This window comes from Pseudomonas sp. p99-361 (assembly GCF_003935475.1).
GTDB lineage: Bacteria > Pseudomonadota > Gammaproteobacteria > Pseudomonadales > Pseudomonadaceae > Aquipseudomonas > Aquipseudomonas juntendi.
In genome coordinates, this window is the sequence record NZ_RHQO01000008.1 from 91767 (window position 1) to 108095 (window position 16329).

Genomic DNA, 16329 nt, shown 5'->3' on the forward strand with positions numbered 1-16329 from the left:
ATGAGATCGTTAAAGCGTATTGCACTGCTGTGTGGCGTGGGTGTTCTGCTTTCGCCGGCGGCCTGGGCCGAAAACTGGCAAGTGGCCAAGGACGAGGAGGGCATCAAGGTGTCCCTCAGCGAAGTCGCTGGCTCCAAGTACAAGGCCTATCGCGGGGTGACCGTGATCAAGGCGCCGCTGGCCAAGGTCGAGGCACTGCAGGAAGACGCGGCCGGGGCATGTGCATGGATCCACGAATGCAAATCGCAGAAGCTGCTCAAGCATGAAGGTAACCAGAGCTGGACCTACACCCAGTTCAATACGCCATGGCCGGTGACGCCGCGGGATTCGGTGCTGCATATCACCACTGTCAAGGAGGCTGATGGCAGCGTCACCCGCAACCTGAAAGAAGAGCCGACCTACCTGCCGGAAGAGAAGGGCTTCGTGCGGGTGGCTAAAGTCGAAGGGTTCTGGAAGCTGGTGCCCAAGGGCGACACCACCGAAGTGACCTACCAGGTGCATACTGAGCCGGGTGGCAGCGTGCCGGCGATGGTCGCCAACAAGTTCGTGGTGGATTCGCCGTTCAATACCCTCAAACAGCTGCGTGAACGGGCTGAGAAAAACTGAGGCCTCGCACTGCCTGTAGCGCCTTCAGGTGATGGCGCTACAGGTGGCACCGGCGTCAATAAAAGAACGCCATTATTTGAGCGTTTCTGGAAGTTTGACAGCATAAATTTTTGGGCTTAGATTCAAACTCAGTGAGCCATTTCCTGCCCCCTCTCGTGCTCACGCCAACTATAAAAAACGTGCTGCGTTTTTCTTCTGCTTTATAACTTCAAGACCTACGCCTTACCCACTTGTACCTCTGCGCTTGCGGGCCGTTTTGTCCTCGGTCTGTGCAAGGGCGAGCACTTGCCTATTGATTTTCATCCGCCGCGTGTGTGGGAGATATCATCGTGCATGCTAATCGACTTTCGTTATTGCCCCGGATCGCCGGGTACGGTGTATTGGCTTTCATGGGCTGGTTGCTGTTTTCGACATTGTTCATGCCGTTATTGTCGTCGTCGGCAACCCGGGCCATTCTCAACGCACCGGTCATTCTGCTGACCACGCCCATCGATGGCGTGGTGCGTACCTTGAACATTCAGCCAGGCACCACGTTCACCACGGGCCAGGATATCGCAACCATCGAGAACCCCCGGGCGGAACAGGAAACGCTGCTGGGCTTGCAGACACGCCGGCTCACCTTGCAGCAGCAATTGGCGGCCATGGCCAGCCAGGCCGAACACGACCGCAAGTACTACAACGCGCTGGAGATCACCAGCCAGCAGTACCAGGATGCCTATGAGGTGCGCAAGCGCTACGCGCAGAAGGCCCTGAAGGCTGAGAGCGGGGCTGCTGGCGCACGCCTTGCCGATGCCCGGGAAACACTGGCACGTAACCTTGAGCTGTTTCGCCAAGGCGCGGTGAGCGAGGCCGTCGTGGCCAGTTCCCGGGCGCAACTGGCCTCGTTGCAGGCCGATGCCGAGACCATTCGCTCGCGGGTGCACATCAACGATGGTGATCTTAACGCGGCCAAGGACCAGGTGTACCTGGACCCCGAGCAATTGCGCATGTTCGACCTCAAGTCGCAGATGACCACGCTGAAACTTAGCCTGGATAATCTGGAGCGCAACCGGGTAACCCTCGAAGAGGAACTTTCCCACCTCGACCAGTTGATAGAAAGTGAGCAAAACCGGGTGCAGATGATGGCGGCTTATAATGTGGTGGCGTATGCATCCGGCACCGTGCAAGAGTTGATCGCCCCGCAAGGCACGCAAGTACGGGCGGGTGCAACGCTATTGCGCGCTACCAATTGCAGTCAAAGTTATGTTATTGCGGTATTCCCGGAGCGAATGGCCAGCCGGATCGACCGGGATAGCGAACTGCAAGTATCTATCCGCGGTGTCGCGCAACCGCTGAAAGCCAAAGTCGTGCAGTTACTGTCCAGCCCGACCGATGTACAAAGCAGCAATTACAGTGTGCCGTTTCCTTATGCCGAGCAGAACTCGGTCTATGTGGTAGGTACGTTCGACAGCAACTTGCCGGCCGATGAACGCCTGTTGACCTGCAACCCTGGCAACTGGGTGACCGCGACGGTATCGCGATGAACGGCTGGGTGCCTTTTGCCGGTGTGCTCGGGCTGGTGCTGGGCAGCCAGGCCATGGCCCTGGAGCCTCGGGCCCGCCTGCAGCACATGACCTGCGCAGGCATCGGGCAGGCGGTGGCGGCTCAAGGCCAAGGGCCGTTGCTGCTCGCCAGCTATCCGCAGCAACCGGGGCGGCCTGCCGTGCCTGGCGTGCTGCAAGGCGTGGCATTCACCTACGACAACGCGTTGGCCAGCATCGCCTTGTTTGCCTGCGGCAATGCGCCAGCTGCCCGACAAATTGCCGACGCTTTGGCCTATGCCATCGATCACGACCCTGAGTACCGCGATGGCCGGGTGCGCAATGCCTACGCCGCTGGCCCGCTGCAGGCCGCGCCTGTGCGGCTGCCGGGCTACTGGAGCGATGAGCGTGCTGCATGGAGCCAGGATGCGTACCAGGTGGGCAGTGCGACCGGTAATCAGGCGTGGGCAGCGCTGGCGTTGCTGGAGGCTTATCGGCACAGCGGTGAAGCGCGTTATTTGCAGGCGAGCAGAAAGGTGCTCGACTGGGCCCGGCGCACCACCTTCGACAAGGGGCCACCGGCAGGCTTCAACGGGGGCATTTACGGGTTCGCCGCTGCCCCGCAGGTGCAAACCTGGAAGTCCACTGAGCATAACGTCGATCTGGCGGCAGCCTGGGCCTCGTTGGCGCGGCTGGACAACGATAGCGAAGCTGGCCGGCAGGCGCGCATCGCCCGCGGCTTCGTCGAGGCCCACTGGGATGCCGGCCAAGGCCGGTTCCTGATCGGTACCTTGCCCGATGGCCGAACACCGCAGACGCAGCAGTCGGGCCTGGATGCGCAGATCTGGCCGCTGATTGCCATTGCCGACGCACCGCAGCAGTGGCTGCAGGCACTGACGTTCGTGGAGCGGGCCCATGGTTTCGCTCAGGGCTATGGCTTCAAGCAGGACCCTGACGGTATCTGGACCGAAGGCACGGCGCAGGTGGCGGCCGTTGCCAGCCTTCGCGGCCTGGCGCCCCTGGCGCAGCCATTGTGGCCGTTGTTGCTGGCGCAACACGCTGGCGATGGCTGGCTGTACGCCACCCCGGAGGCACAGGTCAGTACGGGGCTGAGCGTGGGGCCGGACTCGACCCATGACGATTTCCTGTACTTCCACCTGCCCCATTTGGGCGCCACGGCATGGGCGGCGATCGCTGCCACCGGCGTCAACCCTTTCACTGGCGATTACAAGGCCCACTGACATGCAAGCACTGGACTCGACACAACTGCTGCAAATCAACCTGTGGACGCTGGCCATCGTGGTCCTGCTGAGTTGCATGGCCCACCGCGAGCAATGGCTGGCGCGCCTGCTGTTCGGCGCGCTGACCGCGGCACTGCTGGTCAGGTACGTGGCCTGGCGCTTCGCCGACACCTTGCCTGACAGCCGCGCGGGGTTCGCCACGGTATGGGCTTATGGCTTCCTGTTCTTCGAGTTGTTGGGCATTGCCTATACCTTGTTTTCGATCGTGGTGATGTGCCGGCGCAGCGATCACCGCCACGCCGCGGACGCTGGCGAGCAGCGCTTGCGCGCGATGGGGGCCGAGGCGCCGGCGGTCGATGTGTTCATCTGCACCTACAACGAAGGGCTCGAGGTTCTGGAGAAGACCATCATTGCCGCGCAGGCCATTGACTACCCCAACTTCACCCTGTGGGTGCTGGATGACACGCGGCGGGACTGGCTGCGCGACTACTGCGCGAGCATGGGGGTGCGTTACACGCGGCGCGATGACAACCTGCACGCCAAGGCGGGCAACCTGAACAACGGCCTGCGCCAGTCGGCAGCCAGTACCAACGCGCCGTACATACTGGTGCTGGATGCAGACTTCGCCCCGCAGCGGCCGATTCTGCTGCGCACCTTGGGGCTGTTCCAGGACCCTGAGGTCGGGTTGGTGCAGACCCCGCAGTTCTACTACAACCCGGACCCTATCCAGCATAACCTGGGGTCGGCAAACAGCTGGGTGGATGAGCAACGGGTATTCTTCGATGTGTTCCAGCCTGCCAAGGATGCCTGGAATGCAGCGTTCTGCGTGGGCACGTCGTTCGTGGTGCGGCGTGATCTGGTCGAGCGCATGGGTGGTTTTCCCACGGGGTCGGTCTGTGAGGACATCTACACGTCCTACCGCCTGATGCAGATGGGCTACATCACCCGCTGGCTGAACGAGCGTTTGTCCATCGGGCTGTCTGCCGAGGGCCTGACCGAGTATATCAACCAGCGCGGCCGCTGGTGCCTGGGGACGATCCAGGTGGCCTTGCTGCGCCAGGGGCCGCTGTTCGGTCGCGGCTATGGCCTGAACGATCGCCTGCATTACCTGCACGGCCTGCTGCATTGGTGCTCCAAGCCCTTCATCCTGATGATGCTGGTGTCGCCGGTGCTGTATTGGTATTTCGGCATTGCCGGTTTCTATGCAACGCCGGCAGCGTTTCTGGCCTTTGGCATGCCGGCGCTGATCGCCTATTGGGGTTACAGCACCTGGGTGACCGGGCGGCGTTCACTGCCGATCTTCACCGAGGTGACGCAGATCGTTTGCGCATTGGCGGTGACCGCGACCCTGATCAGTGCTGCGATTCGCCCGTTCGGGCGGCCTTTCAAGGTGACGGCCAAAGGCCTGGACCGCTCCCAGACCCAGGTGCACTGGAAGCTGTTCGGGTTTTTCCTGGCCTTGAGTGTGTTGGCGCAGGTCGGCGCAATCACGGCGATCAGCACTGCCAGCCGACTGGACGGCAATATGGTGTTCAACCTGAGCTGGACGGTGCTGGTGCTGCTGTACAACCTGGCGACACTGGTGGCCTGCGTTGATCGGCCGCGGCTGCACGGCGAGGAGCGCTTTCCGTTTGCTCGGCCCACCCAGCTGCGCCTGGGCACCGGTACGCTGGGTGGGCAACTGGTCGATATCTCGATCAGCGGGGCGGCGTTCGAAGGCGCCATGGCCGGCGAGGTGCCGTGCGGCAGGCGTGGCCAGGTATGGGTGGACAAGGTGGGCTGGCTGGGGGCAGAGGTGGTACGCCGGGATGGCAGCCAACGGCTGGGGCTGCGCTTCGTGGCGGTGCATGAGGCGCAGCGGCGCGCGCTGATCACCAGGTTGTTCAGCCAGGCCAATCCCAATGTGGCCAGCACGGCGCAACCCGCCACTGCGTTCTTCACCCTGCTGCGCCGGGCGCTGCTGGGCGAAGGCGACTGGCGCCTGCGGCTGGTGCGCCGGCCGCGGCAGGCGCCCATCGCCAGCGCGCGGGTGGCTGTGAAGCGCCGCAGCGCCCAGCCGGCTGCCCTGCAGGCTTCCAGCGGCCTTCTCGGCGTGCTGGCTCAACTGCGTGCCTTGATGAACAGCGTTTGGTGAGGGAAGGGCCCATGACTAGACCCCTGCAGTGTGTGATGTTGGCCGCTCAACTGTCTTTGGCCGGCTGTTCGCTTGAGCCTGCCTACGAGACACCGGCGTCCCCCATGGATACCGGCTGGCCGGATAGCGTCGAGGCGGGCTGCTGTGATCCGCGAAACGCTTTCGACCCGGATTGGCGAGCGTTCGTCAGTGACAGCCGCTTGCGCCGGTTGATCGAGTTGGCCCTTGTCGACAACCGTGACTTGCAGCAAGCCGCAGCCAGCGTGGCGCAGGCCAGGGCAGGCTATCAGGGCGCCGCGGCAGCGCTGTACCCCAGCCTGGGCGTCGACACCTATGCCGGGCGCGCAAAGTTGCCGGCGCTGGAGCAAACCCCCGGGGGCGGCTCCAGCGCCGGCAGTGTGGCCAACACCTTCCAGGCCACCGTGGGGTTCACGGCCTATGAGCTGGACTTCTTCGGCCGGGCACGAAGCCAGGCCCATGCGGCCGAGGCGCGCTTTCATGCCACGCTGGCCGATTACCAGGCTGCACGCATGGCCTTGATCGGCGAAGTGGCCGGGACCTGGCTGACGCTCAAGGCCAATCAGAGCTTGCTTGGGCTGGCAGAGCGCACATTCGAATCCCAGCAGCATTACGGGCAAATGCTGCGTTCCAGTTTCAACCTGGGTTCGACCGCACGCATCGATGTCCACCAAGCCGATGCCATCACCAACACTGCTGCCGTGCAAGTCAGTACCTACCGGATGCAAGTGGCGCAGAACCTCAATGCTTTGCGGGTGCTGGTAGGGCAAACGGTACCGGCCGGGCTGTTGCCGGAGGGCCAGCTTGGGGCGCAGATGGCGACAGCCGATGTACCCGCCGGGGTGCCCTCAAGCCTGCTTGAGCGGCGGCCCGATATCCGGGCGGTGCAGGCTCAGCTGCGCGCTGCCAATGCAGAAATCGGCAGTGCGCGGGCCGCCTATTTCCCCAGCTTTTCGTTGACAGGCGCGCTGGGTAGCCTGAGTGGGGACTTTTCGCGGCTGCTGACAAGCCCGGCTCAGTTCTGGAACCTGGCGGCGCTCGGTTCGCTGACATTGCTCGATGCCGGCCAGCGCAGGGCAGGGGTGGATGCCACTTGGGCCCAATACGACCAGCGTGTAGCTGCTTACGAGCAGACCGTGCTCAACGCCTTCCGTGAAGCGGCCAATGCGTTGAATGCGCGGCAGGAGATGCTGCCGCAGGTCGCGGCCCAGCGGCAGCTGGTCGAGGACTATGAGCAAGCCTACCGGCAGTCGCGGCTGCGTTTCGAGGCGGGTCTGGACAGCTACTTCTCGACCATGGACGCCCAGCGCTCGCTGTTCGGTGCGCAGCAACGTTGGCTGGAGCTGGAGCTGGCGCGCGAGATCAACCAGGTGAACCTGTTCAAGGCGCTCGGGGGTGGCTGGTCACCAGGGCCGACGGCAATCGTGGGCAGTGCTGCGCAAGTCGCACCCTAGTTGGCCTGGGTGGCTGATGCGTATCGCCGGGGTAGGGCATGAGCCAGCCCTTGGGCCGCGCGACACCAGGCGTGCGCGCGGCCCAAGGGCTGGCCGGGGGGCTGAAGCGTTACCCGATCAAGCCTTACTTGCGGTCGCCGAGGGCAACGATGTCGCGCTTCTGCTCGCCGGTGTACAGCTGGCGCGGACGGCCGATCTTGTACGGGCTGGAGAGCATTTCCTTCCAGTGCGAAATCCAGCCCACGGTACGTGCCAGGGCGAAGATCACGGTGAACATGCTGGTTGGAATGCCGATCGCCTTGAGGATGATCCCCGAGTAGAAGTCGACGTTCGGGTACAGCGAGCGCTCGATGAAGTACGGATCGGTCAGTGCGATCTCTTCCAGGCGCATGGCCAGTTCCAGCTGCGGGTCGTTCTTGATGCCCAGCTCGCGCAGTACTTCATCGCAGGTCTGTTTCATCACGGTGGCGCGCGGGTCACGGTTCTTGTAGACGCGGTGACCGAAGCCCATCAGCTTGAACGGGTCGTTCTTGTCCTTGGCCTTGGCGATGAAGGTGTCGATGTTCGAGACATCGCCGATTTCATCGAGCATGGTCAGTACGGCTTCGTTCGCACCGCCGTGCGCCGGACCCCACAGGGCAGCGATGCCCGCGGCGATACAGGCGAACGGGTTGGCACCCGACGAGCCGGCCAGGCGAACGGTGGAGGTGGAGGCGTTCTGCTCATGGTCGGCATGGAGGATGAAGATCCGGTCCATTGCCTTGGCCAGTACCGGGCTGATCGGTTTGATCTCGCACGGGGTGTTGAACATCATGTGCAGGAAGTTTTCCGCGTACGACAGGTCGTTGCGCGGGTACATCATCGGCTGGCCCATGGAGTACTTGTAAACCATCGCCGCCAGGGTCGGCATCTTCGCGACCAGGCGCACCGCGGAGATTTCGCGGTGTTGCGGGTTATTGATGTCCAGGGAGTCGTGGTAGAACGCCGACAGGGCGCCGACCACACCGCACATGACCGCCATCGGGTGGGCGTCGCGGCGGAAACCGTTGAAGAACGACTTCAGCTGCTCGTGAACCATGGTGTGGTTTTTCACGGTGCTGACGAACTGCGCCTTCTGCTCGGCATTCGGCAGTTCGCCGTTGAGCAGCAGGTAGCAGGTTTCGAGGTAGTCGGATTGCTCGGCGAGCTGTTCGATCGGGTAGCCGCGGTGCAGCAGGATCCCTTTGTCGCCGTCAATGTAGGTGATCTTCGACTCGCACGAGGCGGTCGCCATGAAGCCAGGGTCGAAGGTGAAGTGACCAGTGGCCCCTAACCCGCGGACGTCGATTACATCAGGACCAACGGTGCCGGTTAAAATGGGCAGCTCGACGGGGGCAGCGCCCTCGATGACCAACTGCGCTTTTTTGTCAGCCATGTGGCCTCCTATTAATGCTTGAAATCATCAGACAGACCCCCCACGCAGGGCCCGCACCACTATAGAGGGATAAATTCAGATGTCAATTTGCCTAAAGGCTTGTTGAATCAGGCATTCAAGCCTGATTTTTCCCGAAATTCTCGCCCATTTACGCCATTTGTTCATTAAAGGCAATGCGCTATTTGGGCTACCCCGTCACGTTGTCATAAGCAGCCTAACTGTCTATACTCGGCACCCGACCGCCAGGGGCTTGCAAGCCCGAACTGCTGGGGGTCGCCGTTCCCTGGGTGGTGGGTACCTGACCAGTACACTTACCAACAACTTTGCCCTGATTCGCTAGGGGCTCTTCAGTGTGAAAAAAGCCGTGAAAAGCCAACGACCTGTAAACCTAGACCTAAGGACCATCAAGCTCCCTGTCACTGCGTACACGTCCATCCTGCACCGTATCTCCGGCGTCATCCTGTTCATCGGCCTTGCCATCATGCTTTATGCACTGGGCAAATCGCTGGGTTCCGAGGAAGGCTTCGGCGAGGTGAAGGCGTGTCTGACCAGCCCGCTGGCTAAGTTCGTGACCTGGGGGCTGTTGTCTGCCCTGCTTTATCACCTCGTGGCAGGTGTTCGTCACCTGATCATGGACATGGGCATCGGCGAGACGCTGGAAGGCGGCAAGCTGGGCTCGAAAATCGTGATCGTCATCTCCGTGGTGCTGATCGTTCTGGTGGGAGTTTGGGTATGGTAACCAATGTCACGAACCTGTCGCGTTCGGGCCTCTATGACTGGATGGCGCAGCGCGTATCTGCGGTCGTTCTCGCGGCTTATTTCATCTTCCTGATCGGCTACGTGGTCGCCCACCCAGGCATCGACTACACCCAGTGGCATGGTCTGTTCTCCAACAACGCGATGCGAATCTTCAGCTTGCTGGCCCTCGTTGCCCTCGGCGCTCACGCCTGGGTCGGCATGTGGACCATTGCTACCGACTACCTGACGCCTATGTCGTTCGGCAAGTCGGCAACTGCGATTCGTTTCCTGTTCCAGGCGGTATGCGGCGTTGCGATGTTCGCTTACTTCGTCTGGGGTGTGCAGATTCTCTGGGGTATCTGATTCATGGCTAGCATTCCAACCATTTCTTTCGACGCCATCATCATCGGTGGCGGCGGCGCCGGCATGCGTGCTGCGCTGCAACTGGCTCAAGGCGGCCACAAGACTGCCGTAGTCACCAAGGTCTTCCCGACCCGTTCGCACACTGTATCCGCCCAGGGTGGCATCACCTGCGCCATCGCTTCGGCCGACCCGAACGACGACTGGCGCTGGCACATGTACGATACCGTCAAGGGTTCCGACTACATCGGTGACCAGGACGCTATCGAATACATGTGTCAGGAAGGCCCGGCTGCCGTGTTCGAGCTGGACCACATGGGCCTGCCGTTCTCGCGTACCGAAACCGGCCGTATCTACCAGCGCCCGTTCGGTGGCCAGTCCAAGGACTTCGGTAAAGGTGGCCAGGCCGCCCGTACCTGCGCGGCGTCCGACCGTACCGGTCATGCGCTGCTGCACACCCTGTACCAGGGTAACCTGAAGGCCGGCACCACCTTCCTCAACGAGTACTACGCCGTTGACCTGGTGAAAAACAAGGAAGGCGCTTTCGTTGGTGTGATCGCGATCTGCATCGAAACCGGCGAAACCATGTACATCAAGTCCAAGGCTACCGTGTTGGCCACTGGCGGTGCCGGTCGTATCTACGCCTCCACCACCAACGCCCTGATCAACACCGGTGACGGTATCGGCATGGCCCTGCGTGCAGGCGTTCCGGTGCAGGACATCGAAATGTGGCAGTTCCACCCGACCGGCATCGCCGGCGCCGGTGTACTGGTCACCGAAGGTTGCCGTGGTGAGGGTGGCTACCTGATCAACGCCCACGGCGAGCGCTTCATGGAGCGTTACGCGCCGAACGCCAAAGACCTGGCCGGCCGCGACGTGGTCGCCCGTTCCATGGTCAAGGAAATCATCGCCGGCAACGGCGTGGGCCCGAACAAGGACCACGTGCTGCTGAAGCTGGACCACCTGGGCGAAGAAGTGCTGCACAGCCGCCTGCCAGGTATCTGCGAACTGTCGAAGACCTTCGCTCACGTCGACCCGGTTGTCGCGCCGGTGCCGGTGGTTCCGACCTGCCACTACATGATGGGTGGTGTTGCCACCAACATTCATGGCCAGGCCATCACCATGGACGAAGAAGGCAAGGATCACATCATTCCTGGCCTGTTCGCCGTAGGTGAAGTTGCGTGCGTATCGGTACACGGTGCCAACCGCCTGGGCGGCAACTCGCTGCTCGACCTGGTGGTATTCGGCCGTGCTGCCGGCCTGCACCTGGAGAAGGCACTGAGCGACGGTATCGAGCACCTCGACGCCAGCGACACCGATATCGATGTTGCCCTGAACCGCCTGAACAAGCTCAACGAGCGTACTTCCGGTGAAGACGTAGCCAGCCTGAAGCGCGAGCTGCAGAGCTGCATGCAGAACTACTTCGGTGTGTTCCGTACCGGCGAATACATGCAGAAGGGTATCGAGCAACTGGCCGGCCTGCGTGAGCGCATCGCCAACGTCAAGATCAACGACAAGTCCCAGGCCTTCAACACCGCGCGTATCGAAGCGCTGGAGCTGCAGAACCTGCTGGAAGTCGCCGAAGCTACCGCCATCGCGGCCGAAGCCCGTAAAGAGTCCCGTGGCGCTCACGCCCGTGAAGACTTCGAAGACCGTGACGACGAAAACTGGCTGTGCCACACCCTGTACTACCCGGGTGAGAAGCGCGTTGCCAAGCGTGGCGTCAACTTTGCGCCGAAGACTGTTCCAGCCTTCGAACCAAAAGTCCGGACTTACTAAGGGTGGCTGCTATGTTGAAAGTCGAAGTTTATCGTTACAACCCGGATACCGATTCGGCGCCAAAAATGGAGTCGTTCGACGTCGATACCGGCGGCAAGGACTTGATGGTGCTGGATGTACTGGCCCTGATCAAGGAAAAGGACGAAGGTTTCTCGTACCGTCGTTCCTGCCGTGAAGGCGTGTGCGGTTCCGACGGCATGAACATGAACGGCAAGAACGGCCTGGCCTGCATCACCCCGCTGTCGGCGGTGGTCAAGGGCAACAAGCTGGTTCTGCGCCCTCTGCCAGGCCTGCCGGTCATTCGTGACCTGGTGGTCGACATGAGCATCTTCTACAAGCAGTACGAGAAGGTGAAGCCGTTCCTGCAGAATGACACGCCGGCCCCGGCCATCGAGCGCCTGCAGTCCCCGGAAGACCGCGAAAAGCTGGACGGCCTGTACGAGTGCATCCTGTGCGCTTGCTGCTCGACTTCCTGCCCGTCGTTCTGGTGGAACCCGGACAAGTTCCTGGGCCCGGCCGCGCTGCTGCAGGCCTACCGTTTCCTGGCCGACAGCCGCGACACCAAGACTCAGGAGCGCCTGGCGTCCCTGGATGACCCGTTCAGCGTATTCCGCTGCCGCGGGATCATGAACTGCGTGAACGTTTGCCCGAAAGGTCTGAACCCGACCAAGGCAATCGGCCACGTACGTAACATGCTGCTGCAAAGCGGCACCTGATACACAGTGTTGTACCTGCAGTAAGCCGAGGTGCGGGCGGTGAGCCCGCACTGAGGTAAAACCCGAGCAAGGGCCCAAAAAGCCCGCGCTCATTACCTATGAAGATATGAGACCAGCAGGGGCTTTCCGGGCTGGTACCCGGAAAATCAGCAGGATCCAGGTGGCGTGGTTCAGTCGCTGTTTTCGGACTTTTCCAGGTTTGCTTCGGCTCTCGCCGATCAGTCCCCTAATCGAGGGTGACCAAGCATGCAAGAAAGCGTGATGCAGCGCATGTGGGATAGCGCCCACCTTTCAGGTGGTAACGCTGCATATGTGGAAGAGCTCTACGAGCTCTACCTGCACGACCCTAACGCTGTGCCAGAAGAGTGGCGCACTTACTTCCAGAAGTTGCCAGCCGACGGCAGCACCGCTACTGATGTATCGCACTCGACAATCCGCGACCATTTCGTACTGCTGGCAAAGAACCAGCGCCGCGCCCAACCGGTATCTGCCGGGAGCGTGAGCAGTGAACACGAGAAGAAGCAGGTTGAAGTTCTGCGACTGATCCAGGCCTATCGTATGCGCGGCCATCAGGCTGCCAAGCTCGACCCGTTGGGGTTGTGGCAGCGCCCTGCGCCCGTAGACCTGTCGATCAATCACTACGGCTTGACCAATGCCGATCTTGATACGACCTTCCGTGCCGGCGACCTGTTCATCGGCAAAGAGGAGGCGAGCCTACGCGACATCCTGGATGCACTCCAGAAGACATATTGTCGCACCATTGGCGCCGAGTTCACCCACATCGTCGATTCCGAGCAGCGCAGCTGGTTCCAGCAGCGCCTGGAAAGCGTGCGCGGCCGTCCGGAATACTCCGCTGACGTGCAGGCCCACCTGCTCGAGCGCGTTACCGCCGGTGAAGGCCTGGAAAAATACCTGGGCACCAAGTACCCAGGCACCAAGCGCTTCGGCCTGGAAGGTGGCGAGAGCCTGATCCCGATGCTGGACGAAATGATCCAGCGTTCCGGCTCCTACGGCACCAAGGAAGTCGTCATCGGCATGGCCCACCGTGGCCGTCTGAACGTGCTGGTGAACACCTTCGGCAAGAGCCCGCGCGAGCTGTTCGACGAGTTCGAAGGCAAGAAGATGAACGAGCTGGGCTCCGGTGACGTGAAATATCACCAGGGCTTCTCCTCGAACGTGATGACCTCCGGTGGCGAAGTACACCTGGCCATGGCGTTCAACCCGTCCCACCTGGAAATCGTTTCGCCGGTGGTCGAGGGTTCGGTGCGCGCCCGTCAGGACCGCCGCAACGACACCGTTGGCGACAAGGTGCTGCCGATCTCGATCCACGGCGACGCTGCATTCGCCGGCCAGGGTGTGGTCATGGAAACCTTCCAGATGTCGCAGACCCGCGGTTTCAAGACCGGCGGCACCGTGCACATCGTGATCAACAACCAGGTTGGTTTCACCATCAGCAACCCGCTGGACGCGCGCTCAACCGAGTACGCCACCGACGTGGCCAAGATGATCCAGGCGCCGATCCTGCACGTGAACGGCGATGACCCGGAAGCAGTGCTGTTCGTCACCCAGCTGGCCATCGACTACCGCATGCAGTTCAAGCGTGACGTGGTCATCGACCTGGTCTGCTACCGCCGTCGCGGCCACAACGAGGCCGACGAGCCGAGCGGCACCCAGCCGCTGATGTACCAGCAGATCACCAAGCAGCGTACCACCCGCGAGCTGTACGCCGAGTCGCTGATCCAGGCTGGCCGTATCGATGCCGAGCGTGCCCAGGCGAAGATCGACGAGTACCGCAACGCGCTGGACAACGGCCTGCACGTGGTGAAAAGCCTGGTCAAGGAGCCGAACCGCGAGCTGTTCGTCGACTGGCGCCCCTACCTGGGCCATGCCTGGACTGCGCGTCACGACACCCGCTTCGACCTCAAGACCTTGCAGGACCTGTCGGCCAAGCTGCTGGAAATCCCGGAAGGCTTCGTCGTCCAGCGCCAGGTGGCGAAGATCTACGAAGACCGCCAGAAGATGCAGGCCGGTGGCTTGCCGATCAACTGGGGTTATGCAGAAACCATGGCCTACGCCACCCTGCAGTTCGAAGGTCACCCGATCCGCATGACCGGCCAGGACATCGGCCGTGGCACCTTCTCGCACCGCCATGCAGTGCTGCACAACCAGAAGGATGCCGGCACCTACGTACCGCTGAAGAACCTGTTCCCGGGCCAGCCGATGTTCGAGCTGTACGACTCCTTCCTGTCGGAAGAAGCCGTGCTGGCTTTCGAATATGGCTACTCGACCACCACGCCGAACGCGCTGGTGATCTGGGAAGCCCAGTTCGGCGACTTCGCCAACGGTGCGCAAGTGGTCATCGACCAGTTCATCACCAGCGGCGAGCACAAGTGGGGTCGCCTGTGTGGCCTGACCATGCTGCTGCCGCACGGCTATGAAGGGCAGGGCCCGGAGCACTCCTCCGCGCGCCTGGAGCGTTACCTGCAGCTGTGTGCCGAGCACAACATCCAGGTCTGCGTGCCAACCACGCCGGCGCAGATCTACCACCTGCTGCGTCGTCAGGTCATTCGCCCGCTGCGCAAGCCGCTGATCGTGCTGACACCGAAGTCGCTGCTGCGTCACAAACTGGCCGTTTCGACCCTGGAAGACCTGGCAGAAGGCTCGTTCCAGACCGTGATCCCGGAAATCGACAACCTCGATCCGGCCAAGGTCGAACGCCTGGTCCTGTGCGGCGGCAAGGTCTACTACGACCTGCTGGAGAAACGCCGTGCCGAGGGCCGCGAAGACATCGCCATCGTGCGTATCGAGCAGCTGTATCCGTTCCCGGAGGACGACCTGGTCGAAATCCTGGCGCCGTACACCAACCTCAAGCATGCCGTGTGGTGTCAGGAAGAGCCGATGAACCAGGGTGCCTGGTACAGCAGCCAGCACCACATGCGCCGTATCCTGGGCCGCCACAACAAGGCGCTGGTCCTGGAATACGCCGGCCGCGACGCTTCCGCCGCGCCAGCTTGTGGTTACGCTTCGAAGCACGCCGAACAGCAGGAAAAACTGCTGCAAGACGCCTTCACTGTCTAACGCCTTCGCGCACCTGAAACCGAATTTAAGGAAATACAGATAATGGCTATCGAGATCAAAGCCCCAACCTTCCCGGAATCGGTTGCCGATGGCACCGTTGCCACCTGGCACAAGAAGCCGGGCGAAGCCGTCAAGCGTGACGAGCTGATCGTCGACATCGAGACCGACAAGGTCGTCCTGGAAGTGCTGGCTACCGCTGACGGCGTGCTGGGCGACATCCTCAAGGGCGAGGGCGACACCGTCCTGTCCGACGAGGTGCTGGGTTCGATCGTTGAAGGTGGCGCTGCTGCCGCACCTGCCGCCGCCGCTGCACCTGCCGCTGCACCCGCTGCGGCAGCTGCCGATGCTGGCGAAGACGACCCGGTCGCCGCCCCGGCTGCGCGCAAGCTGGCCGAAGAAAACGGCATCGACCTGGCCAGCGTTGCCGGTACCGGCAAAGGTGGTCGCGTCACCAAGGAAGACGTGGTTGCAGCGGTTGCCAACAAGAAGTCGGCACCTGCCGCTGCGCCGGCTGCCAAGCCTGCTGCCGCTGCTGCTGCCCCGGTGGTCACCGCTGCTGGCGACCGCACCGAGAAGCGCGTACCGATGACCCGCCTGCGTGCCAAGATCGCCGAGCGCCTGGTAGAAGCCCAGTCGAGCATGGCCATGCTGACCACCTTCAACGAAGTGGACATGACCGAAGTCATGGCCCTGCGTTCGAAGTACAAGGACCTGTTCGAGAAGACCCACAACGGCGTGCGCCTGGGCTTCATGTCGTTCTTCGTCAAGGCTGCCACCGAGGCGCTGAAGCGCTTCCCGGCGGTCAACGCCTCGATCGACGGCAACGACATCGTCTACCACGGCTATGCCGACGTCGGCGTCGCGGTGTCCAGCGACCGTGGCCTGGTGGTACCGGTACTGCGTAACGCCGAATCGATGAGCCTGGCCGAAATCGAAAACGGCATCGCCACCTTCGGCAAGAAGGCCCGTGACGGCAAGCTGTCGATCGAAGAGATGACCGGTGGCACCTTCACCATCACCAACGGCGGTACTTTCGGTTCGATGATGTCGACCCCGATCGTCAACCCGCCGCAGGCCGCGATCCTCGGCATGCACAACATCATCCAGCGCCCGATGGCCGTTAATGGCCAAGTGGTGATTCGCCCGATGATGTACCTGGCGCTGTCCTACGATCACCGCCTGATCGATGGCAAGGAAGCGGTAACCTTCCTGGTCACCATCAAGAACCTGCTGGAAGATCCGTCTCGCCTGCTGCTGGACATCTAATCGCG

The 16329-nt window shown here is 62.0% G+C and carries 12 protein-coding genes; 11 read left to right on the top strand and 1 reads right to left on the bottom strand.

Annotation, left to right across the window (positions count from 1 at the left end):
* From EGJ22_RS05845 to EGJ22_RS05865, 5 genes are all read left to right on the top strand, one after another.
* Window positions 1–606: an START domain-containing protein gene (locus EGJ22_RS05845; RefSeq protein WP_009684717.1), complete on the top strand. Its 606-nt coding sequence runs from the start codon at window positions 1–3 to the stop codon at window positions 604–606.
* Between the two features lie 419 nt (window positions 607–1025).
* Entirely contained in the window at window positions 1026–2129 is a 1104-nt protein-coding gene (locus tag EGJ22_RS05850) for an HlyD family efflux transporter periplasmic adaptor subunit (protein WP_256671753.1), read from the top strand.
* Window positions 2126–3367 carry a hypothetical protein gene (locus EGJ22_RS05855; protein WP_029886534.1) on the top strand — a complete coding sequence of 414 codons (1242 nt, stop codon included), beginning with the start codon at window positions 2126–2128 and terminating at the stop codon, window positions 3365–3367. Before EGJ22_RS05850 ends, EGJ22_RS05855 begins: the two co-directional genes overlap by 4 nt.
* A 1-nt stretch (window position 3368) precedes the next feature.
* On the top strand, window positions 3369–5501 hold the full coding sequence (locus EGJ22_RS05860; protein WP_104148346.1) for a glycosyltransferase family 2 protein: 2133 nt from the start codon (window positions 3369–3371) through the stop codon (window positions 5499–5501).
* 11 nt (window positions 5502–5512) lie between these two features.
* Window positions 5513–6973 (top strand): efflux transporter outer membrane subunit, encoded by a 1461-nt coding sequence (locus EGJ22_RS05865; protein WP_064314297.1) that lies wholly within the window; start codon window positions 5513–5515, stop codon window positions 6971–6973.
* Between the two features lie 124 nt (window positions 6974–7097).
* Here the strand turns inward: EGJ22_RS05865 and gltA are convergent, their stop codons facing one another.
* A complete protein-coding gene (gene gltA / locus EGJ22_RS05870; RefSeq protein WP_029886714.1) occupies window positions 7098–8387 on the bottom strand; it encodes a citrate synthase in 1290 nt (429 codons plus the stop codon).
* A gap of 352 nt (window positions 8388–8739) precedes the next feature.
* On the opposite strand from gltA, the gene sdhC reads away from it, so the two are divergent.
* From sdhC to odhB, 6 genes are all read left to right on the top strand, one after another.
* Window positions 8740–9126 (top strand): succinate dehydrogenase, cytochrome b556 subunit, encoded by a 387-nt coding sequence (sdhC, locus tag EGJ22_RS05875; RefSeq protein ID WP_008091902.1) that lies wholly within the window; start codon window positions 8740–8742, stop codon window positions 9124–9126.
* Complete coding sequence (sdhD, locus tag EGJ22_RS05880) at window positions 9120–9488, top strand: succinate dehydrogenase, hydrophobic membrane anchor protein (protein WP_008091903.1); 369 nt, start codon at window positions 9120–9122, stop codon at window positions 9486–9488. Before sdhC ends, sdhD begins: the two co-directional genes overlap by 7 nt.
* Window positions 9489–9491: 3 nt before the next feature.
* On the top strand, window positions 9492–11264 hold the full coding sequence (sdhA, locus tag EGJ22_RS05885; protein ID WP_009684709.1) for a succinate dehydrogenase flavoprotein subunit: 1773 nt from the start codon (window positions 9492–9494) through the stop codon (window positions 11262–11264).
* A gap of 11 nt (window positions 11265–11275) precedes the next feature.
* Complete coding sequence (locus tag EGJ22_RS05890) at window positions 11276–11980, top strand: succinate dehydrogenase iron-sulfur subunit (protein WP_009684708.1); 705 nt, start codon at window positions 11276–11278, stop codon at window positions 11978–11980.
* A gap of 246 nt (window positions 11981–12226) precedes the next feature.
* Entirely contained in the window at window positions 12227–15058 is a 2832-nt protein-coding gene (locus EGJ22_RS05895; RefSeq protein WP_029886713.1) for a 2-oxoglutarate dehydrogenase E1 component, read from the top strand.
* A 42-nt stretch (window positions 15059–15100) separates the two neighbouring features.
* Window positions 15101–16324: a 2-oxoglutarate dehydrogenase complex dihydrolipoyllysine-residue succinyltransferase gene (gene odhB / locus EGJ22_RS05900; RefSeq protein WP_029886712.1), complete on the top strand. Its 1224-nt coding sequence runs from the start codon at window positions 15101–15103 to the stop codon at window positions 16322–16324.
* The last annotated feature ends 5 nt before the right edge of the window (window positions 16325–16329 follow it).